Annotated in this window: 19 protein-coding genes; 12 read left to right on the top strand and 7 right to left on the bottom strand. The window is 62.6% G+C overall.

Going from position 1 to position 20,046, the window contains the following annotated elements:
* Positions 1–95 precede the first annotated feature (95 nt).
* From M2397_RS28330 to M2397_RS28295, 8 genes are all read left to right on the top strand, one after another.
* Positions 96–989 (top strand): TauD/TfdA family dioxygenase, encoded by an 894-nt coding sequence (locus M2397_RS28330; protein ID WP_167657016.1) that lies wholly within the window; start codon positions 96–98, stop codon positions 987–989.
* A 14-nt stretch (positions 990–1,003) separates the two neighbouring features.
* Positions 1,004–2,029 carry an ABC transporter substrate-binding protein gene (locus tag M2397_RS28325; RefSeq protein ID WP_259244887.1) on the top strand — a complete coding sequence of 342 codons (1,026 nt, stop codon included), beginning with the start codon at positions 1,004–1,006 and terminating at the stop codon, positions 2,027–2,029.
* Position 2,030: 1 nt separating this feature from the next.
* A complete protein-coding gene (locus M2397_RS28320) occupies positions 2,031–2,882 on the top strand; it encodes an ABC transporter ATP-binding protein (RefSeq protein WP_259244886.1) in 852 nt (283 codons plus the stop codon).
* A 12-nt stretch (positions 2,883–2,894) separates the two neighbouring features.
* Complete coding sequence (locus tag M2397_RS28315; RefSeq protein ID WP_145335682.1) at positions 2,895–3,743, top strand: ABC transporter permease; 849 nt, start codon at positions 2,895–2,897, stop codon at positions 3,741–3,743.
* Between the two features lie 59 nt (positions 3,744–3,802).
* On the top strand, positions 3,803–4,723 hold the full coding sequence (locus tag M2397_RS28310; protein WP_145335684.1) for a LysR family transcriptional regulator: 921 nt from the start codon (positions 3,803–3,805) through the stop codon (positions 4,721–4,723).
* A 235-nt stretch (positions 4,724–4,958) separates the two neighbouring features.
* Complete coding sequence (locus M2397_RS28305) at positions 4,959–6,494, top strand: MFS transporter (protein WP_259244885.1); 1,536 nt, start codon at positions 4,959–4,961, stop codon at positions 6,492–6,494.
* Between the two features lie 15 nt (positions 6,495–6,509).
* A complete protein-coding gene (locus M2397_RS28300) occupies positions 6,510–7,568 on the top strand; it encodes an HlyD family secretion protein (RefSeq protein ID WP_259244884.1) in 1,059 nt (352 codons plus the stop codon).
* Complete coding sequence (locus tag M2397_RS28295) at positions 7,565–9,010, top strand: efflux transporter outer membrane subunit (protein ID WP_131700479.1); 1,446 nt, start codon at positions 7,565–7,567, stop codon at positions 9,008–9,010. The genes M2397_RS28300 and M2397_RS28295 overlap by 4 nt, the downstream gene beginning before the upstream one ends.
* A gap of 50 nt (positions 9,011–9,060) precedes the next feature.
* On the opposite strand, the gene M2397_RS28290 is transcribed toward M2397_RS28295, so the two are convergent.
* The 5 genes from M2397_RS28290 to M2397_RS28270 all read right to left on the bottom strand — a co-directional run bounded on the left by M2397_RS28290 (position 9,061) and on the right by M2397_RS28270 (position 14,050).
* Positions 9,061–9,732, bottom strand: coding sequence for a protein phosphatase 2C domain-containing protein (locus tag M2397_RS28290; protein ID WP_259244883.1), 672 nt, complete (start codon positions 9,730–9,732; stop codon positions 9,061–9,063).
* A gap of 227 nt (positions 9,733–9,959) precedes the next feature.
* Positions 9,960–10,409 carry a hypothetical protein gene (locus M2397_RS28285; protein WP_259244882.1) on the bottom strand — a complete coding sequence of 150 codons (450 nt, stop codon included), beginning with the start codon at positions 10,407–10,409 and terminating at the stop codon, positions 9,960–9,962.
* 17 nt (positions 10,410–10,426) lie between these two features.
* Positions 10,427–11,116: a hypothetical protein gene (locus M2397_RS28280; RefSeq protein ID WP_131700481.1), complete on the bottom strand. Its 690-nt coding sequence runs from the start codon at positions 11,114–11,116 to the stop codon at positions 10,427–10,429.
* 70 nt (positions 11,117–11,186) lie between these two features.
* Positions 11,187–11,891, bottom strand: a complete 705-nt coding sequence (locus M2397_RS28275) for a DUF3142 domain-containing protein (RefSeq protein ID WP_259244881.1) — start codon at positions 11,889–11,891, stop codon at positions 11,187–11,189.
* Complete coding sequence (locus M2397_RS28270) at positions 11,888–14,050, bottom strand: outer membrane assembly lipoprotein YfiO (protein ID WP_259244880.1); 2,163 nt, start codon at positions 14,048–14,050, stop codon at positions 11,888–11,890. Before M2397_RS28270 ends, M2397_RS28275 begins: the two co-directional genes overlap by 4 nt.
* A gap of 220 nt (positions 14,051–14,270) precedes the next feature.
* Between M2397_RS28270 and M2397_RS28265 the strand changes: the two genes are divergently transcribed.
* The 4 genes from M2397_RS28265 to M2397_RS28250 are packed head-to-tail and all read left to right on the top strand — an operon-like array spanning position 14,271 to position 18,933.
* On the top strand, positions 14,271–14,990 hold the full coding sequence (locus M2397_RS28265; protein WP_371920971.1) for an efflux RND transporter periplasmic adaptor subunit: 720 nt from the start codon (positions 14,271–14,273) through the stop codon (positions 14,988–14,990).
* Complete coding sequence (locus M2397_RS28260; RefSeq protein ID WP_259244879.1) at positions 14,987–16,306, top strand: efflux RND transporter periplasmic adaptor subunit; 1,320 nt, start codon at positions 14,987–14,989, stop codon at positions 16,304–16,306. The genes M2397_RS28265 and M2397_RS28260 overlap by 4 nt, the downstream gene beginning before the upstream one ends.
* Positions 16,303–18,402 (top strand): HlyD family efflux transporter periplasmic adaptor subunit, encoded by a 2,100-nt coding sequence (locus tag M2397_RS28255; RefSeq protein WP_259244878.1) that lies wholly within the window; start codon positions 16,303–16,305, stop codon positions 18,400–18,402. Before M2397_RS28260 ends, M2397_RS28255 begins: the two co-directional genes overlap by 4 nt.
* A gap of 15 nt (positions 18,403–18,417) precedes the next feature.
* Positions 18,418–18,933: a GNAT family N-acetyltransferase gene (locus M2397_RS28250; RefSeq protein ID WP_259244877.1), complete on the top strand. Its 516-nt coding sequence runs from the start codon at positions 18,418–18,420 to the stop codon at positions 18,931–18,933.
* On the opposite strand, the gene M2397_RS28245 is transcribed toward M2397_RS28250, so the two are convergent.
* Together M2397_RS28245 and M2397_RS28240 are read right to left on the bottom strand one after the other, a co-directional pair.
* Entirely contained in the window at positions 18,909–19,217 is a 309-nt protein-coding gene (locus M2397_RS28245) for a hypothetical protein (RefSeq protein WP_131700488.1), read from the bottom strand. The genes M2397_RS28250 and M2397_RS28245 overlap by 25 nt on opposite strands.
* Before the next feature lie 55 nt (positions 19,218–19,272).
* A complete protein-coding gene (locus M2397_RS28240) occupies positions 19,273–19,860 on the bottom strand; it encodes a phage tail protein (protein WP_131700489.1) in 588 nt (195 codons plus the stop codon).
* Positions 19,861–20,046 lie beyond the last annotated feature (186 nt).

Raw genomic sequence — 20,046 nt, 5'->3', positions numbered from 1 at the left:
TGCGACATTCCCCTATATCGATATTCTTTAACGGTATTTAAATTGCCGTTCTTATATCTATAAAGTCACTCTCCTGACTGATCGGGAGTGACCTCATGTCCGCCACCTCTACTGTTCCAACAGCGGCCCTCTGCGCCCAAGCATTCGAGATTCGACCACTGCCTGGCAGCGTGGGTGCCGAAATCATCGGCCTGGACTTGTCCCGCCCGGTCAACGATCAGGATTTCGCCCGCATTCACCGCGCGCACCTGAACCATCACGTCGTAGTGTTCCGCGACCAGCGCATCACCCCCGAACAACAGATCGCCTTCAGTCGCCGCTTTGGCGTACTGCAAATCCACGTGCTCAAACAATTCCTGCTGGCCAACCACCCGGAAATCCTGATCGTCTCCAATATCATCGAAAACGGCCAATCCATCGGCCTGGGTGACGCAGGCAAATTCTGGCACTCGGACCTGTCCTATAAAGAGCTGCCGAGCCTGGGCTCGATGCTCCACGCCCAGGAGCTGCCGTCCGAAGGCGGCGATACCCTGTTCGCCGACATGCACAAAGCCTGGGATCAACTGCCCGAGCACCTGCGTAAAGCCGTTGAAGGCCGCAGTGCCGCGCACTCTTATACCGCGCGCTACAGCGAAACCAAATTCGAAGGCAACTGGCGGCCGACGTTGACGCCCGAGCAGCTTGCCCAAGTCGCGGAAGTGGTTCACCCCATCGTGCGCACCCACCCGGAAAACGGCCGCAAGGCGCTGTTCGTCAGTGAAGGCTTCACCACCCGCATCGTCGGCCTGCCGGAAGACGAAAGCCGCGACCTGCTGGCCCAGCTCTACGCCCACAGCGTGCTGCCGCAGAACATCTACCGCCACCAATGGCAGCCCCACGACCTGGTGTTCTGGGACAACCGCTCGCTGATCCACCTGGCCGCCGGTTGCCCGAGCCATCTGCGCCGCAAGCTCTTTCGCACCACCATCCAGGGCGACGCGCCTTTCTGATTCGGAGCATGACCATGTCCAGGAACATTCCATTCGCACGGCTGCCCGCGACTGTCGGCCTGAGTGTCAGCCTGTTGGCCGGCAGCCTGCTCGCGCCGACGTCCGCGCAAGCCGAAGGCGAGATCCGCATCGCCGAACAGTTCGGCATCGTCTACCTGCTGCTTAACGTGGTGCGCGACCAGAACCTGATCGAAAAATATGGCAAGCAGGAAGGCCTCGACATCAAGGTCGATTGGACCCAGCTGTCCGGCGGCGCCGCGGTCAACGACGCACTGCTCTCCGGTTCTATCGACATCGCCGGTGCCGGCGTCGGCCCGCTGCTGACCATCTGGGACCGCACCCACGGCAAGCAGAACGTCAAGGCCGTGGCCTCCCTGGGCAACTTCCCCTACTACCTGGTGAGTAACAATCCCAAGGTCAAGACCATTGCCGACTTCACCGACAAGGACCGTATCGCCGTGCCGGCGGTGGGCGTGTCGGTACAGTCGCGCTTCCTGCAATATGCCGCCGCCAAGCAATGGGGCGACAAGGAATTCAATCGCCTCGACAAGTACACCGTCGCTGTCCCGCACCCGGATGCCACCGCTGCCCTGATCGCTGGTGGCACCGAACTGACCGGGCACTTTTCCAACCCGCCATTCCAGGACCAGGCCCTGGCCAACCCTAACGTGCATGTGGTGCTGAACACCTACGACCTGCTGGGGCCGAACTCGCCAACGGTACTGTTTTCCACCGAAAGATTCCGCAACGACAACCCGAAAACCTACAAGGCGTTTGTCGAGGCGTTGACCGAAGCCGCGCAGTTCGCCCAGAACGATAAAGGCGCTGCGGCCGACACTTACATCCGTGTCACCAAGGCCAGGATCGACCGCGCCGAGTTGCTGAAAATCATCGACAACCCGCAGTTCGAATTCAGCGTCACGCCGAAAAACACCTACCCGCTGGCGGAGTTCCTCTACCGCGTCGGCGCCATCAAAAACAAGCCTGAATCGTGGAAGGACTACTTCTTCCAGGACGCCAAGCCCCTGCAAGGAAGTTGAGATGAACGCCCCCTTGCAAGGCCACACGGCCAGCAACCTGCACACCCGCTTGCCATTGCTGGCGATGGATAACGTCAGCCTGGAATACCGCACACCGGAGCGCGTGGTGCGGGCCACTCATCAAGTCAGCTTCGAGATCGACCCGGCGGATCGCTACGTGTTGCTCGGCCCATCGGGTTGCGGCAAATCCACACTGCTCAAGTCCATTGCCGGGTTTATCAAACCTTGCGAAGGCGAGATCCGCCTGCTGGGGCAAAAGGTCGAACAGCCGGGCCCCGATCGCATCGTGGTGTTCCAGGAGTTCGACCAGTTGCCGCCGTGGAAAACCGTCAAACAGAACGTGATGTTCCCGCTGCTGGCGTCGAAAACCTTACCGCGTCCCGAAGCCGAAGAGCGGGCACTGCACTACCTCGACAAAGTCGGTCTCACCGCCTTTGCCGACGCTTACCCGCACACGCTTTCCGGCGGTATGAAAGCCCGCGTGGCCATCGCCCGCGCCCTGGCCATGCAGCCGAAAATCCTGCTGATGGATGAGCCCTTCGCCGCCCTCGACGCCCTGACCCGGCGCAAGATGCAGGAAGAATTGCTGCTGCTCTGGGAAGAGGTGCGCTTCACCCTGCTATTCGTCACCCACTCCATCGAAGAAGCGCTGGTGGTGGGCAATCGCATCCTGTTGCTGTCGCCGCACCCGGGGCGCGTGCGCGCGGAAATCCACAGCCATCAATACGACCTGCACAGCCTCGGTGGCGTGGAGTTCCAGGCGTCGGCGCGGCGGATTCATCGCCTGCTGTTCGATGAAGCGCCCGAGGCCGAACGTGAGTTGGGTTTCGCCGATATCCGCATCGCTTACTAAGGGGACAACCCAATGCGCCAGGAATACGAAATTGCCCTTGAGCCGCTGCTCAGCGTCCCCGTTGAACGCGAACTGCCCCTGCGCCAACGCCTGTGGCAACAAGGCTGGCTGCGCAAGGGTCTGATCCTGATCGTGCTCGCGATCCTTTGGGAAGCCGTCGCGCGCTACCAGAACAACGACCTGCTGCTGCCGAGTTTCCTGCAGACCTTTCACGCGCTCTACGACGGCCTGCTCAGTGGCGAACTGCTGAGCAAGGTGAGCATCTCGCTGGTGGTGCTGATCAAGGGCTACCTGATCGGCATCGTGCTGGCGTTTGCCCTGACCACCCTCGCGGTGTCGACGCAACTGGGCCGTGACCTGCTGAGCACCCTGACCTCAATGTTCAACCCACTGCCGGCCATCGCTTTATTGCCGTTGGCGCTGCTGTGGTTTGGCCTGGGCCAGAACAGCCTGATCTTCGTGCTGGTGCATTCGGTGTTGTGGGCGCTGGCGCTCAACACGTATTCGGGGTTTCTCGGCGTGTCCGAAACCCTGCGCATGGCCGGCCGCAACTATGGCCTCAACGGCATGCGTTTCGTGGTGTTCATCCTGATCCCGGCGGCACTGCCGTCGATCCTCGCCGGCCTGAAAATCGGCTGGGCCTTCGCCTGGCGCACACTGATCGCCGCCGAGCTGGTATTCGGTGCGACCAGCGGCAAGGGCGGTCTGGGCTGGTACATCTTCCAGAACCGCAATGAGCTGTACACCGACAAGGTATTCGCCGGGTTGGCGGTGGTGATCCTGATCGGCCTGCTGGTGGAGAACCTGGTGTTCGACACCTTCGAGCGGCTCACCGTGAAGCGTTGGGGCATGCAGCGCTGATACACCCATCCTGCTACGATTGCGGCCAGCTCACTCCCGACTGATCATGAGTGCTTGGCATGCAACTACCCGACATGAACCTGCTGGTCGCCCTCGACGCCCTGCTCGACGAGGGCAGCGTGGTGGGCGCCGCGCGGCGGATGAACCTCAGCCCGGCGGCCATGAGCCGTACCCTCACACGTATTCGAGAAGCGGTGGGCGATCCGATCCTGGTACGCGCCGGTCGCGGGCTGGTACCCACGCCCAAGGCCTTGCAGTTGCAGAGCCAGGTGCGCAACGTGGTGGAGCAGGCGGCGTTGTTGTTTCGCTCGGCGGATCAGGTTGACCTGAGCACCCTGCGCCGTCGCTTCAGCGTGCGCGCCAATGACTTTTTCATCGGCGTGTATGGTGGACGCCTGTTCGACACCATGGAGCGCATGGCGCCGTTGTGCGAGCTGTGTTTCGTACCCGAAGGCGACACCGATGATGAAGCCCTGCGCGAGGGGCGGCTGGATCTACGGGTGAGCAACACTATGCCGGTCACCCCGGAAGTGAAGGTGCAGAACCTGTTTTCCACCACCTTCGTGGGCCTCGCGCGCGAGGACCATCCGTTGTTTGACGAAGAGATCACCGCAGCGCGCTTCGCCAGCTATTCCCATATAAGCATCTCGCGGCGTGGCATCGCCCGTGGCCCGATCGACACTGCACTGAATGCTCAGGGCCTGGAGCGACGCGTGGCGATGATTGCCCCGGGCTTTCACGGTGCGATGTTCATGTTGCCCGACTCCGACCTGATTCTGCCGGTGCCCAAAGAGGCGCTCTACAGCGCCAATCGCCTGAAGCTGCCACTGCGCGCGTTTGCGTTGCCGATCTCGCTGCCGACGTTGGTATTGGCCCAATCCTGGCACCCGCGCTTCGACAAAGACCCGGCTCATAGGTGGTTGCGCGAGACGATGCGTGAGAGCTGCCACGCCACCTGGCTGGAAGCCCAACCAACCTGATTTACAAGCCATGCACGGTCAAAATGTGGGAGGGGGCTTGCTCCCGATTGCTGTGTGCCAGACCCAGATTTTCTATCTAATCCACCGCAATCGGGAGCAAGCCCCCTCCCACAAGGGTTCTATAGTGAATCCAGGATTGTGTCTGGCGCACTTATACCCTGCCAACATGTAACTTTTTGTCATGCATGTGCCTGATTAAACTGCTCGGGTATTTCTAATTCCGAGTTACCTGTTCATGACTTTCCTCGCTGCCCCCACCCTTGCGGCTGCAGCCAAACCCACCGCTATCACCCCGCCTGTATTTGGCTCGCGCATCATCATCGGCCTGGTCGGCGTGTTGCTGGCGGTACTGGTGTCCGGTCTCAACGAGATGGTCACCAAGGTGGCCCTCGCGGATATTCGCGGTGCGCTGTACATCGGTTTTGACGAAGGCACCTGGCTGGTCGCTGCGTACACGGCCACCTCCGTGTCGGCCATGGCCTTTGCGCCCTGGTGCTCGGTGACGTTTTCCCTGCGGCGCTTCACCCTGTGCGCCATCGGCCTGTTCACCGTGCTTGGCATCCTTTGCCCGTTTGCGCCGAACTACGAAAGCCTGCTGTTGCTGCGTACCGTCCAAGGCCTGGCGGGCGGCGCCTTGCCGCCGATGCTGATGACCGTGGCGCTGCGCTTCCTGCCGGCCAACGTCAAGCTGTATGGCCTGGCCGGCTACGCGCTTACCGCCACGTTCGGGCCGAGCCTCGGCACGCCGTTGGCGGCGCTGTGGACTGAATATGTCGGCTGGCAGTGGGCGTTCTGGCAGATCGTCGGGCCGTGTCTGCTGGCGATGGCCGCCGTGGCTTACGGCTTGCCGCAAGACCCGCTGCGCCTGGAGCGCTTCAAGCAGTTCAACTGGCGCGGCCTGCTGCTGGGGTTTCCGGCGATCTGCATGCTGGTGATCGGCATTCTGCAGGGCAATCGCCTGGACTGGTTCGAGTCGGGCCTGATCACTTTCCTGCTGTGCGGCGGCAGCGTGCTGCTGGTGCTGTTCATGTTCAATGAATGGTCGCACCCGATGCCGTTTTTCAAGTTGCAGATGCTCGGCCTGCGTAACCTGGCGTTTGCCCTGATCGTGCTGGCAGGCGTGCTGATGGTGCTGACCTCGGTGATCATCATCCCCTCGAGTTTCCTCGCTCAGGTCCAGGGTTATCGCCCCCTGCAAACCGCGCCGGTGATGCTGCTGATGGCGCTGCCGCAATTGATCGCGCTGCCTCTGGTGGCTGCGTTGTGCAACCTGCGTTGGGTCGATTGCCGCTGGGTACTGGGGATCGGGCTGGGGATGTTGGTGCTGTGCTGCGTGGGCAGTGCGCACCTGACCTCGGCGTGGATTCGCGACGATTTCTACGGCCTGTACCTGCTGCAAATCTTCGGGCAGCCCATGGCCGTTTTGCCGCTGCTGATGCTCTCCACCGGCAGCATCCAACCGGCGGATGGGCCGTTCGCCTCGGCCTGGTTCAACACCGTCAAAGGCCTGGCCGCTGTTGTTGCCACCGGTGTACTGGATGCGCTGACCACCCAGCGCCTGCACTTTCACTCGACCATGCTGGTGGACCGCCTGGGCAACTCGCCGGCGGCCGACGGCGATGCGCCGGGCTTGGCCCACCGCCTGCACGAGCAGGCCGTGGTGCTGACTTCTTCGGATCTTTATTACGTCATGGCTGCTGTCGCGGTGGCGTTGATCCTGCTGATTTTCTGGATGCCCACGCGGATTTTTCCGCCTCGCGCACCGACCTAGCCACAAGGACTTCCCATGAAACGCAAAGACAAAATTGCCGTCTCCGTTATCGCCGTGTTTGCCGTCGGCGTGCTGGTGTACCTGGTCGCGCCCGACCTGTTGGGCAACAAGCGCCAGGCCACCAACGACGCCTTCGTCGCCGCCGACTTCACCCTGGTGGCGCCGCGTGTGGCGGGCTTTATCAAGGAAGTGCTGGTGGAAGACAACCAGCGCGTCAAGGCCGGGCAACTGCTTGCGCTGATCGACGACCGTGATTTTCGCGCCGCCGCCCAGGCCGCCGACGCCGACACCCTGGTCGCCCAGGCCCAGCTGAAAAACGCCACCGCGACCCTGGAGCGCCAAACCTCGGTGATCGCCCAGGCCCAGGCCACCGTGGCGGTAGACCGTGCCGAAGTCGCCTTCGCCGAACACGAACTGAACCGCTACAACCACCTCGCCGGCGTGGGCGCGGGCACCGTGCAGAACGCCCAGCAAGCCAAGACCCGCATCGACCAGGCCACCGCGCGCCTGGCCAACGCAACGGCGGTGTTGGCGGCCGAGCGCAAGCAGGTGGAAATCCTCACGGCCCAGCGCGATGCCGCCGAAGCTGGGCTCAAGCGTGCCCAGGCCGCGTTGGAAATGGCCAGCTATCAGCTGTCCTATACGCGCATCGTCGCGCCAGTGGATGGGATGGTCGGTGAGCGCGCGGTGCGGGTGGGGGCCTATGTGACGCCGGGCAGCAAGATCCTCGCGGTGGTGCCGTTGGCCGAGGCCTACGTGGTCGCCAATTTCCAGGAAACCCAGCTGTCCCATATGCACGCCGGCCAGGCCGTGCAGGTGCGGGTCGACAGCCTCGACGGGGAGCTGCTCAACGGCCACCTGGAGAGCCTTGCGCCCGCCACGGGTGTGACCTTCGCGTCGGTCAAGCCGGATAACGCAACCGGCAACTTCACCAAGGTGGTGCAGCGTATCCCGGTGAAGATTGTCCTCGAACCCAACCAGCCGCTGACCGAGCGCCTGCGGGTCGGCATGTCGGTCGAGGCCAGCGTCGACACCCAGCCGGTCGCGCAGCAGCGTGAAGTGGCCCAGCAATGAAACACCTCGCCTGGCTCACCCTGAGCGTTATCAGCCTGAGCGCCTGCACCGTGGGCCCGGATTTTCAGCGCCCGCACACCTCGCAAGCCACGCAATGGAGCGAACCTCAGGGTCGACAAGCCGCCAGCCGCGCTGTCAGCGAGCCGCTGCAAGAGCGCTGGTGGGACGTGTTCCACGATGAGCAACTGTCGGCGCTCACACGCCGCGCGCTCAGCGATAACCTCGACCTGAAACTGGCCAGCAGCCGCCTGCAACAAAGCCGCGCCGTGCGCCAGGTGACCACCGCCGAGCGCTATCCCACTGTCGACGCCACGGGTGCCTACCAGCGCAAACGCAACAGCGGCAAAGGCTTGAACGACCCCTCCGGCGAAAACGGCCGTTCCGCGTTCAACCAGTGGGACGCGGGCTTCTCGGCGTCCTGGGAGCTGGACTTCTGGGGGCGGGTCAAACGCGAAACCGAAGCCGCCGACGCCACCCTGCAAGTCGCGGAAAACGACCGCCGCGCCGTGCTGTTGTCGGTACTGGCCGAGACCGCCCAGGACTACATCCAACTGCGCGGCGTGCAAAATACCCGCGCGGTGACCGAGCAAAACCTCGACGTCGCCCGCCACAGCCTCAAGCTCTCGCAACTGCGCCTGGCCGACGGCGTGGCCACAGACCTGGACGTCGCCGAAGCCGCCGCCCAGGTCGCCGCCATCGAAGCGCGCCTGCCGGATCTGCAGCAACGCCAGGACCAGTTGATCAATGCCCTCAGCCTGCTGATGGGCGAGCCACCTCAAGCCCTGCACGCGCAATTGTCCAAGGATGCTGCCGTGCCGCAGACCCAACGCCAGGTCGCCATCGGCCTGCCGTCGGAACTCGCCGAGCGCCGCCCCGACATCCGCCAGGCCGAAGCGCGCCTGCACGCCGCCACCGCCAGCATCGGCGTGGCCAAGGGCGACTTTTACCCGCGCATCACCTTGTCCGGCAGCCTCGGCTCCCAGGCCATGCAACTGTCGGATTTCGGCTCCTGGGGCTCTCGCGCGTTTGCCTTCGGCCCGCAAGTGAGCCTGCCGCTGTTCAATGGCGGCCGCCTGCAAGGCATGCTGAACCTGCGCGAAGCCCAGCAACAGGAAGCGGCCCTGGCCTACCAGCAAACTGTGCTGCGCGCCTGGCATGAAATCGACGACCAATTGACCCGCTACAACGCCAGCCAACTGCGCCGCGACAGCCTCGCCGAAGCCGTGCGCCAGAACCAGATCGCCCTGACCACCGCGCAGCACCAGTACGTCGAAGGCGTGGTGGATTTCGTCAACGTGCTCACCGTGCAAAGTGCGCTGCTGGCCACGCAGGAGCAGTGGGTGGAGAGTTCTACCGGCGTGTCGTTGGCGATGGTGGGGCTGTACAAGGCGTTGGGGGGAGGGTGGGAGTCGGTGTATCCGCTGGCAGAGGTTCGGCGCTGAAATTGGAGCAGAAGTCGCTGTGAAGCAGCGAGAGAAACCCAGTGCTACTTCTAAGACTGCAATAGCATGAAGGTAACATCATCTTCCGTTGAGCAATTTTCGAGGGTTTGCCCTGCGATAGCCTTGAACTGGTCTGCGGCTGAAAGCTCGGCCCAGAACCCATCGGTAGCCAAGATCCATGTTGTACCTTGGGTGATCTGCATGGATTGAATATGAGGCTCATGGGCCCGTCGGTGGCTCATGCAGTTGAGCAGCGTTTTGCGCGCGGGGCTGCTGGCGATGAATGAATGGCTCAGATCACCTTTCCAGTTGGGGCCGCAATGAGGTGGGCTCAGCCAGTTCATGCTTTGATCTGTCTCCAGGTAACCCAGACAGCAGTCACCGGCGTGAATGGAGATGGCCGTTTGGCCAACCACCAGCATTACGAGATAGCTGGTGGAGGCAAATGGAAAGTCTGGGCATATATTCGAGTGCACTTCGTCCAGTGAAGTAAGTACCCGTTTCAGGGTGTGATCGGGACAAGACACGACAGAAGGTTGCGCGCCGGAAAAGCACTCAAGCAGATGGTGGCTCAAGGCTCTCGCTAATTGCCCGCTACCTGGTTTTGAGGTGCCGTCGGCAATCACGTAGAGGTACGCACCTGAGTTCTGTGTGGAACCGCTTGCATCGCGATTTTCTGTTCTATGAGTTCCTTTGCGACTGAGGCTCGCGTGCAGGATCAAGCGGCCACTCCCAGCTTAATCAATGCCTTCAGGCGTCCGTAAATCAACGCCTCACGATCGTGATCTTGAGCGGTGCTTTGGATTACGTCGTGAAACGCGGATAGCGACAGTAATGCGGTGAATTGTTCGCTCACGAACTGCCGCAGGTCGATGGGTGCACACTTCCTCTTCAATGAGTTCTTCCCTGCCGTCCAATAGCGCGATGATGTCTTCTATGTCGTTGGACATCAGCACATCGCCACGACCGCGACCCTATAAGCCTGCAGTTTTGCGGCGAGAAACCACGGTGCGGCAAATACCTTGATGAGCGTTCCGTTGGGTAGTGTGTAGTCGACGGCATTTTCCAATCCGCCGATGAACCAAGTATTGGCAAAGCCCAATACCTTCTGCTCGGTGGGCATAAAATCGACTTTCAGATTGCCCAGTCGTAAACGACAGGTTACCGAGTCTTGGCCGGTATTTTTGAAGCCTCGGTGTTTCAGCGTTTCTTCCAGGCGATACCAGTCAGTGGTGCCGGCCAGGTGAATGACCAAATCAACATCATCCGTGCCGCGAATCGATTCCAGGGTGTATTCATCGGTGATAAGCAAAACGGTGGTGCAACCGCCGACGAAGGCGACTTGCGTGCGCAACTCTTCGCCCAACGCCTCAGCAACCTCCTCAAGCATTTGCAGCATCATTGTTCTGTTGGACGTCACAGGATCCACTCCCGCAGCATGGCATCGGCCACTTTGGCTTCGCGAGGGCCCCCGATGCGGATGGCGTCAACGAGGGCCAGGAAATGATAAAGAAGCTCATCTTTCTTCACCGCGCCAGGAACCGTTTTATACAACGGTGTGATTTCCTGACCTTTGCTTTTTCCGTATGCGTCCGGCCAGACGGGAATGAGGTCGCCGCCGCTCATCACTTTTCCCGCCAAGACTGGTGCGGCGAAGGCTGTCGGAATACCGCGAACGATAGGGCCTGGTTTAACCGGGAAAATATAGCGGATGCCGTACGTGACCAAATCAAGCAGTGCCTTGCTTCTTACCAAAGGAATTCCGTCGGTGTGGCTCGTATAGATCAAGCCAATTTCCCTGCAACGATTCAGGGATGAGGAAACCTCTGTTTTGCTTAGGCCCAACGCTGAGGACAGCGCTCTCACAGAATAGGTTTGTGAGCTGTGTCCTTCAAAGTCTTCGTCTACTCCATCCCAGCCCCGCCAGTCATCAATTGACGAAAGTTGAACAGTTTCGAAGTTTTGAATGTAATCCGGAAGATTTTGAAACCCGAGGCTCGCGCTCTCTTTTTCCACAGAGAACACTCGTTTTTTTACGCGCTCCCCTTTGGCCTGTAGTTCCAGGCTGATCAGTTTGAACAGGATGACGATGTCTTGACTTTTCATGGGGCTCCAAAAGCGAGTGTCCTCTGTCCGCGGACAGAGGACACTTTCTTGCACAGGGTTGACACTCATGTCAACGGTTTTGCAAAAACACCACATACCCCCGAAACCACTCACTCTCCTGCAAATACCCCGGCTCCTCCCACTCCCCGCCCTGAATCAAACCGATTTTGAACGGCAGCCCCATCCGGTTCATCCGTGGCAGATACGCCGCGTAATCCGGAATGCTCTGGCGGCCCTGATACGTCTGTACCACCACTTCATCTACCACGCCCTTAAGCTGGGCGATGGCGGTGGGGTCGGCGTTGCTGCTCCAGTCCATCAGGCCGGTGATGCTCAGTTTCAGATCGGCCGGCAGGCGCTGGCGCAGGTCGCGCAGGAAGTCGGCGTACTCGTGCAGGTATTGGGTGCGGGCGTCGAAGTCGAGCTGGATGCCGACCACCGGGTTGCCTGCATCGCGCCAGCGTTGTACCTGGCCGAGCAGTTGGGTGTAGACCTGTTCGGGCCAGTGCAGGGTGTGGGCGCGGTAGACCACCCAGACCTCGCCTCGGGTGAGGCGCGGCACGCTGATGCCTTGGGCGATCAGTTGCACACCACGCTGGGGCGCGCGGCGGGTGGCGTTGATCTGGCCCTGGAGGATGTACAAGGTCTTGGCCTGCTTGAGTACCGGCTGCGGAGTGACGCCGCTCCACAGCCAGAAGGCGTCATAGTCGCGGGCATCGACGGCACCGAATGCCGGGCTTGCCAGCAACAGCACGCCCAGCCACAGGTGTTTCACCAGTAGTACTGCAGCGATTTGCCCCACTGGGTGTCGGCGAAACCACTTTTCAGTTGGCGGAACCAGGCTTTGCGCACGGCGGGCTCGACGTCCTGGCCGCCGCAGCTGTTGTAGCCGGCCGGCGCGTAGCAGTTGATGGCGCGGAACAAGGCGTAGGCCTTGTCGTTTTTTGGCGCCTTGGCGTTGGCGATGACCTGCTTGTAACCGTCGAGCCGCGAGAAGGTTTCACCCTTGAAGTCCGATGCGCTGCTGCCCAGGCTGCCGGCGGCACGGGCTTGTTCCAGGGGCATGCCGTCCAGGCCGTTGCGCAGGATGAATTCGCCGAAGCAGTTCAGGGCCTGGGGGTTCTTCGCGTCGGTCTGCAAGGTCGCGGCGGTTTGCGCGATGCTCGGGCAGGCGTAGCCGGATTCGGCCTTGTCGCCGTTCCACTGGAACAGCTTAAGCGTCTGGCTGGCGCTGTAGACATAACCCAGGCTGGTGCCCAGCTTGTCCTCGGGGGCCTGGGCCGGCAGTTGCTTGAGGTCCTCGGCGAACGTGGCGAACTGGCCGTGCAGCAGGTCTTTGTAGAGCAGCACGAATTGCGCCGTCTGGCGCTCTAACGGATCGCTGGCCTGGGCGATCTGCTGGCGCAGCAATTCAGGCCCGGCGACGTTGCGCAGCAGGATGTAGCGCACTTGTTTGGCGCTGATCGGCGAATCGCTGGCGAACACCTTGGCCAACTGGCCGCTGCGCTCGTAGTTCATGGCCAGGGCCAACTCCAACTGGTCGCGTTGCAGCGGCAGTTTTGCCAGTGGCAACAGTTGCAGCCACAGGGCCTCGGCGCCTTTCCAGTCCTGCTTGGCTTCCAGTGCCAGGGCGCGCAGGGTCTGTTGGCTGAAGGCAAAATAGTTCAGGTTCGACGGCACGCTCTGCGGCAACTGCTTCAAGGCGGCGTCCGGTTGATGCTCGATGTACAGCGCGCACACGGCCAGCAAGTACTCATAGAGCTCTGGCTCGCTGGCGAACACGGCCTTTTGCTTCTCAAGGTCTGCGCGGCTGATGGCCGGCTGGTTGCCGCCGCGCATCACCATCAGGTCGCTGACGAGCTGGATCATCGGGGTCTTGACGGCATCGCTGTTGACCATCAACAGCTTGAGGTCAGCTTCTTCTACCAGCTGATCCTCAGACACATTGCGCTGCTCGTCGGTGGCCGTCAGTGCCCAGGCGAACGCGTCGGCGAGCTGGGTGTTGTCGTCGGCCAGCCAGTACACCCGGCGCAGCAGACCGTGGGCCGAGGCCGCGTACTCGCCCTGTGGATAAGCCTTCAGGTAGGCGTTGAAGCCCTGTTCGGCCGTGGCCAGTGCGGGCTTATCCACACGGTCCAGGTGCGGCATGCCGTCTTCGTCATAGGTGTCGGCCTGGGCCTGGTTGAGCGCTGTGCGGGCGGTCATGTACAGCGCGGTTTCCTTCAGCCACGGCGACTGGGCACTGCCGACGCCAGCAAAGCCTTGCGCGGCCTCGGCGAAGCGGCCGCTGTAGAAATCGGCGGCGGCTTGCAGGTAGGTGCGAAACGGTTGGCCGTCAGCTGACTGGATCTGCTGCGCCTCGGCGATCACCGGGCCATCCCAGGTGCAGGTGGTGAGCAGTTGCAGCCGCGCCTTCGCCAGCAGCGTGCGCTCGGCCGCCGGCATATCGGCCTTGACCACTTGGCGGATAAACGCCGTGGCGCTGTCATCGTCGTTGCTGCGGCAGCGGCTGCCTTCGCCATTGAGGAACGCTTCGCCGGCGGTTTTGTACGCCTCGCGCTTGATGCCCAGGGGCGTCAGCAGGGTGTCCAGCTCAGCGGTAGGCGAATCGTCCGAGTCGGGCTCAGTCTCGGCGCTGGAGGCAGCGGCCAGGCGATACACCGGGAACGGCACCGGGCCGAAACCCTGGGCCAGGTCATCTTCGCTCAACGCCTTGGGCGCCAACGGCGCGGCCTTTTTGTCGGCCAGCAACAGGCGCAGGTTGACCCGGCTGTCATTGCCTGGGCTCAGGAACGGCACGTTGTTGCAAGGGTCCAGGCTGTCACGCGAGACACGCCAGTCGGGGTAGCACGAATCGTCGGAACTGGCCTGGGCCTGCTGGGAAATACCGGCCAGCAGGGCCAGTGCCACGGGAGAGAGAAAACCGATGCGCATGACGTGTCCTTGATCCTGGGTCCTTGGAGGGCGGCAATCATAGCTCGAACGATAAAAGTTCTGGGGTGAAGGCCTACACAAAAAACGGAATTCTCCGGTTATGGTGAGTGGCAATTTAACTGCACTGACCTAGACTGCCGGCTACCACAGGGAGTAGTGATGTATGGAGCAGTTGCGTAGCTGGGCGTTGGGTTTTTCCTGTCTGTTGGGTGTGGCGCAGATGGCTATGGCAGAGGAGCCGTTGCTGGACCATTCCCCGCCGTCAGTCGATGCTGGGACCGCTGGCGAGGCCCGTGGCGTATTGCGCGCCCGCGACCAGGCGATGCTGGCCAGCGAATTGTCCGGACGCATCGTCGACTTACCGTTCAGCGAAGGCGAGTCATTCAAGAAGGGTGACACCCTGGCGCGCTTCGATTGTTCGGCCTACCAGGCCCAGCTCAACGCCGCATCGGCGGCCAGCCGCGGTGCCGGTGAAGAGCTGGCCCATAACAAGCAATTGGCTGCACTGAATTCCGTCGGGCGTTTCGAGGTGGCCCGCGCCGAAGCCAAGCTCACCGAAACCCAGGCCCAGTCTCAGGTCTACCAGGTGCAGGTCAAGCGCTGCAGCGTATTGGCACCGTATGACGGCCAGGTGGTGCAGCGCAAAGTCCAGCGTTATGAAAGCGTTTCGGCCGGCGCGCCGCTGCTGGAAATCGTCGATAACCGCAGCCTGGAAATCCACCTGCTGGTGCCGTCTCGCTGGATGGGTAAGCTCAAGCCCGGCCAGACCTTCAGCTTTACCCCGGATGAAACCGGCCAGGCATTCAACGCCACCGTCAAACGTCTCGGCGCACGCATCGATGAAGGTAGCCAGACGCTCTTGCTGGTTGCCAGTGTGACCAATGCCACCGGATTGATGGCGGGCATGAGCGGTACTGCCCACTTCGCGCAACTGCAATGAACGCCCCGATGCCGGGCAATACCGAGCGGGTATTCGCCCAGTTTTTGGCGCTTGAGCACCAGACTCGTGCCGCCCGAACCACCGAGCAGTTGGCCTACAGCCTGGTCAACGACGGCCAGCCGTTGTTCGGCTATCGCCATGCGGCGCTGCTGATCGCCGGCAAAGTGCGGGCGGTGACGGCGGTGAGCAGTGTCGACCCGAATGCGCCGTTTGTGGCTTTTGTCGAGCAGGCTGTGGCGCAATTACACAAGCAGGCGCTGAGCCAGGCCGCACGGGTGGTACAGGCCGAGCAATTGAGCGCCCAGGTGCAGGCCGACTGGCAAAGCCTGTCCGCCGGCCATGTGTTCTGGCTGCCCTTGATTGACCCGCAAGGCCGTGTGTTCGGTGGTTTGTGGCTGGCGCGGGACATCCCGTGGAACCCTGCCGAGCAGGTGTTGCTGGCGCAGTGGGGCGATACCTGCAGCCATGCCTGGCTCGCCCTGCAACCGCGCCAGCCGTGGCGGCTGCGCCTGATCCGCAAGCGCCAGGTGCTGGTCGGGGTTGCGCTGTTGCTCACGCTGCTGATCCCGGTGCGCCAATCGGTATTGGCGCCGGCCGAAGTGGTGCCGCTGGCCGGGCAGGTGGTGGCAGCGCCATTGGACGGGGTGATTGCCGAATTCCTGGTCAAGCCCAACCAGGTCGTCAAGACCGGCGACCTACTGCTGCGCTTTGAAAGCACCACCCTCACGGCTCAGGCCGATGTGGCGGCGCGCGCCCTGGGCGTGGCCGAAGCGGAACTCAAAGCCAATGCCCAACGTGCCTTTGCCGATCCCGAATCCAGTTCGCGCATCGACCTGCTGGCCGCGCGGGTCGAGCAAAAACGTGCCGAACGTGACTATGCCCGCGAGTTGCTCAAGCGCAGCGAAGTGCGCGCCGAACGCGACGGTATCGCGGTATTCGCCGACGCCGAACGCTGGACCGGCAAACCGGTGCAGACCGGCGAGCGCCTGTTGCAGATCGCCGACCCCGCCCAGGCTGAGTTGCGCATTGAGCTGGCGGTGGGCGATGCGATTGCGCTGGAGCCGAACGCCGAGGTCGCGCTGTTCCTCGACAGCGACCCGTTGCAGCGCCATCTCGCCACCCTGCAACGCGCCGCCTACGAGGCCCAGCCCACTCCGGGCGGGCAACTGGCCTATCGTCTGGACGCGCAGTTCGATGAAGCGCCGCCGCGTATTGGCCTGCGCGGTACCGCGAAGATCTTTGGCGAACGTGCGCCGCTGGCCCTGTACCTGTTGCGCCGACCGCTGGCGGGCCTGCGCCAGAGTGTGGGCCTGTGACGAGCCTGCCCAAGCTGCGCGAGGACCTGCAACTGTCCAGCGCCGGCGCCGCCCTGGATGGTTCGCCGCGCTGGACCCTGGCCGACCCGGTACGCGGGCGCTATTTCAAGCTCGGCGCGACCGCCATCCGCCTGTTGCGCCACTGGGCATTGGGCGACCCGGAAAAAGTCCTGCAAGCCGCCAACTGTGAGCCGGGCCTGCCCTTGGGTGGCAGCGAGGTGGATGAGTTGCTGAGTTTTCTGCGCGCCCACGACCTGATCGCCGCCCTCGACCCCGAACAACGGGCCAGCTACCTGTCTAAAGCCGCCGCGCAGAAAAAAAGCCTGGGGAAAGTCCTGCTGCACCAATACCTGTTTTTCCGCATCCCGCTGTGGCGTCCGGACGCTTTTCTCAACCGGGTATGGCCGTGGCTGGCGCGCTTCGGGCCGGGTCTGTTGCGCTATGGTTTGCCGATCATCCTGGGGCTCGGCGTGTTTCTGGTCGCGCGGGATTGGCAGCGGTTCCTGGCGACCTTCCCGCACCTGTTCAGCCTGGGGGGCGCCCTGGCCTTTGGCACCGCGTTGTTTTTCGCCAAGCTGTGCCATGAGTTCGGCCATGCGTTCATGGCCAAGCGCGCCGGCTGCCGGGTACAGAGCATGGGCGTGGCGTTCATGGTGATGCTGCCGATGTTCTACACCGATGTGAGCGACGCCTGGCGCGTCAATGATCGCCGCTCTCGCCTGATGATCGGCGCGGGCGGGGTGATGGCCGAGTTGTTGCTGGCCTGTGTTGCCCTGCTGGCCTGGTCGCTGTTGCCGGACGGTCCCGCCCGTACGGCGGCGTTTATGTTGGCCAGTGCCACATGGCTGACCACCTTGGCGATCAACCTCAACCCGTTCATGCGCTTTGATGGTTACTTTTTGATCAGCGACTTATGGGGTGTCGATAACCTGCAAGGCCGCGCCTTCGCCCTGTGCCGCTGGCGCCTACGTGAGTGGCTGTTCGGCTACAGCGAGCCGGCGCCGGAGCCCTGGTCGCCGACGATGCAGCGACGCCTGCTGTGGTGGGGCTACCTGGCGTGGTTGTGGCGAGCGGCGTTGTTCCTGGGGATCGCCTTGGCGGTGTACCACCTGTTTTTCAAATTACTCGGGATCTTCCTGATGCTGGTGGAGTTGGTGTGGTTCATCTTCCTGCCGATCTTCAAGGAATGGCGCGAATGGTGGAGCCGGCGCAGCCAGGCCTATGCACCGCGGGTGCTGCTGACCGGCCTGGGGTTACTGTTGATCCTGCTGGCGCTGGTGGTGCCATGGCGCAGCGCCGTGGAACTGCCGACGATGCTCGAGGCGGGACGCGCCAGTGCGCTGCATGCGCCGGTGGCGGCGCGGGTCAAGGGGCTGAAGGTCGTCGATGGGCAAGCGGTGACCCAGGGCCAGGTGCTGATTGAGCTGGAATCCCCCGACCTCGATGCGCGGCAAAGTATCGTGCGCCGCGAAGTGGAGATCCTGCAGTTGCAGATGCGCCGCCAGGCAGGGCGCATCGAAACGGCGGCGGACGCAGGCATCAACGACCAGCGACTGTCCCAGGCGCTGGCCGAGTACCGTGGCCTGGCCGCCCAGCGTGAGCGCCTGCTGTTGCGGGCGCCCCATGCGGGCATCGTGCGCGATGTGCTGCCGCAGTTGAGCGTGGGCCGCTGGCTGTCCCCCAAGGATGCACTGGCGCGGGTGGTGGAAGATGGCGCACGCCTGCGCGGCTATGTGGCCGAAGCCGAGTTGTGGCGCGTGGCGCCGGGGGCGACCGGGCGTTTTATCGCCGATGATCCGATGCACGCCGCCATCGCTGTGGAATTGACCGACATCGACGCCAATGGCGTGGCCTACCTGGATCAAGAGGCGCTGACCTCCGACCACCATGGGCCGATCGCCGTGCGCCGTGACGAAAACCAACGCCCGGAGCCGGTACAGGCCCAATACGGCGCTCGCTTGAAGAGTGTGCAACCGATCCCGACACCCCATCAGCCGCTGCGCGGTGTGGTGGTGTTGCAAGGGCGCAGCGAGTCGGTGCTGGGTGTGGCCTGGCGACGGGCCGCAGCACTGGGCGTTAGGGAAAGCGGGTTCTGACAGGAGTTGAACGCGATGTTAAACAAGGAAGGCGCTTTGGCGCAGGGCCTCTCGGTGCGCCCGTCACGCAGTACCGACGAGCCGTTTTTGCACAGGCTTTACCGCTCGGCACGCGCGGACTTGCAGTGGATCGATGGTGAGCAGGCCCTGGTGGAAGAGGTGATCGCCCAGCAGTTTCAGGTTCAGGAGCGCGGCATGGGCGAGCACTTTCCGGGTGCGCTGCATTACGTGATCGAGAAACTCGATACCCCCATCGGCGCCTTGAGTGCCGACTTCGGGCCTAATGAGATCCGCGTGTTGTACCTGGCGTTTATCCCCGCCGCCCGAGGCCGGGGCTTTGGCCGGGCAGTGCTGCAGGGCGTGCAGCAAGCCGCACAACAGGTGTGTTGCCCGGTGGCCACGGTGGTCTGGGCGAGTAACCCCCACGCGCGCCAGCATTACCTGGCGCTGGGGTTCCGGGTGGAGGAAGAGACGCCTGCCGCTCAGCGCTTGGTGTGGTACCCGTCTCAGTTGAACACGATGCAGAAATAACCGCGCTGCGCGTCACGGCCCATGGCGGGCTCGCGGGACACAAACACGTGTTCCAGGCAGGTGTCCGTCAGTGGCAAACGGCACAGGCCATCGACGAAGTCGGTAGGTTCCAGGCTGTTGAGCAACACACTGAACGCCCCGCGAGGGCTGCCCGGCATGCTCGCTTGCGGCGCATCGTCCAAGCGCTGGATCTGGATCGGCAGCGCCGAACCATCGGGCAGGTACAGCACGCTCGTACGATTCAGCAACGGCCGAAAATGCTCAGGGGTGACCAGGTTCAACATAGGGAGCTCCGCGTCAGAAGGGCCGAGGCCTGCAAGCCTCGGCCACGTGCAGGTGTCAGCTGCGTGATGGAAAGATCCCGTTCAGGGCAATGCTGAAGTTGATCGCCAGGAACGGATTCATCGACCCCATGGGCAGGCCTTGGCCCGTGGGCGCGATGGTTCCCGTCACCGTGGAGGCGACGCCCTTGAGCGGTACCGGGTTGACACCCTGTTGGTCGGAGTAGATCGAGGCACTGCCCGGTCCTGTGCCGGAAGCACCGATAAACGCGTTGGTGGCGGTGGGCACGTTCACTGGGTTGCTGGTGACGCTGGTCAGTTGCACCGAGGTGCTGATGGCGAGGGTCGTTGCATCGTGGGTGTGGGCGGGCAGGTTGGCCAGGGTGGCCGTGATGCTTTCGGTGCCGGCGAATTCGCCCATGACCCGCGGCGACAGCGCTGTACCGTTGCCTTGGCCGATAGGTAGCCGACCTTGCAGGTCAGGCAGCTTGAACGTTTGCACGCCATCGCCGCCGTAGGTGACGCCTATCAGGGCGAACAGCGTTTGGAACTGGCTGAGTGAAAGGGTCTGACCGGCGCACAAGGCCCAGTCTCGTGGGGCGAAATTAAACGCGAAGGGTTGGATGGTGCCGATGAATACTTCCATGAATCGTTCATCCTTGTGTGGGCTTTACGGGGGTGTGACGCCAATCGACCGGGCGTCACCGCAGAGCGTAGACGCCGCTTTTGTTCGCTGCCTGCTGCTTTCGAAACAGCGAGCGAATCGGAGGCTTTTGACCTAGAGTGGCGACTGTTTGTGCATGCACGGGTTTTGCCTTGGAAACAAGCAATG

Origin of the sequence: Pseudomonas sp. BIGb0381, assembly GCF_024809815.1 — a bacterium.
GTDB lineage: Bacteria > Pseudomonadota > Gammaproteobacteria > Pseudomonadales > Pseudomonadaceae > Aquipseudomonas.
Note: the sequence above shows the minus strand (reverse complement) of the source record. Positions and strands in the feature narration are given on the sequence as shown.

Coding starts and splice junctions, on each gene's coding strand:
- M2397_RS28330 (WP_167657016.1), top strand. CDS start 96: ATGTCCGCCACCTCTACTGTTCCAACAGCGGCCCTCTGCGCCCAAGCA.
- M2397_RS28325 (WP_259244887.1), top strand. CDS start 1,004: ATGTCCAGGAACATTCCATTCGCACGGCTGCCCGCGACTGTCGGCCTG.
- M2397_RS28320 (WP_259244886.1), top strand. CDS start 2,031: ATGAACGCCCCCTTGCAAGGCCACACGGCCAGCAACCTGCACACCCGC.
- M2397_RS28315 (WP_145335682.1), top strand. CDS start 2,895: ATGCGCCAGGAATACGAAATTGCCCTTGAGCCGCTGCTCAGCGTCCCC.
- M2397_RS28310 (WP_145335684.1), top strand. CDS start 3,803: ATGCAACTACCCGACATGAACCTGCTGGTCGCCCTCGACGCCCTGCTC.
- M2397_RS28305 (WP_259244885.1), top strand. CDS start 4,959: ATGACTTTCCTCGCTGCCCCCACCCTTGCGGCTGCAGCCAAACCCACC.
- M2397_RS28300 (WP_259244884.1), top strand. CDS start 6,510: ATGAAACGCAAAGACAAAATTGCCGTCTCCGTTATCGCCGTGTTTGCC.
- M2397_RS28295 (WP_131700479.1), top strand. CDS start 7,565: ATGAAACACCTCGCCTGGCTCACCCTGAGCGTTATCAGCCTGAGCGCC.
- M2397_RS28285 (WP_259244882.1), bottom strand. CDS start 10,409: ATGCTGCAAATGCTTGAGGAGGTTGCTGAGGCGTTGGGCGAAGAGTTG.
- M2397_RS28280 (WP_131700481.1), bottom strand. CDS start 11,116: ATGAAAAGTCAAGACATCGTCATCCTGTTCAAACTGATCAGCCTGGAA.
- M2397_RS28270 (WP_259244880.1), bottom strand. CDS start 14,050: ATGCGCATCGGTTTTCTCTCTCCCGTGGCACTGGCCCTGCTGGCCGGT.
- M2397_RS28265 (WP_371920971.1), top strand. CDS start 14,271: ATGGCTATGGCAGAGGAGCCGTTGCTGGACCATTCCCCGCCGTCAGTC.
- M2397_RS28260 (WP_259244879.1), top strand. CDS start 14,987: ATGAACGCCCCGATGCCGGGCAATACCGAGCGGGTATTCGCCCAGTTT.
- M2397_RS28250 (WP_259244877.1), top strand. CDS start 18,418: ATGTTAAACAAGGAAGGCGCTTTGGCGCAGGGCCTCTCGGTGCGCCCG.
- M2397_RS28245 (WP_131700488.1), bottom strand. CDS start 19,217: ATGTTGAACCTGGTCACCCCTGAGCATTTTCGGCCGTTGCTGAATCGT.
- M2397_RS28240 (WP_131700489.1), bottom strand. CDS start 19,860: ATGGAAGTATTCATCGGCACCATCCAACCCTTCGCGTTTAATTTCGCC.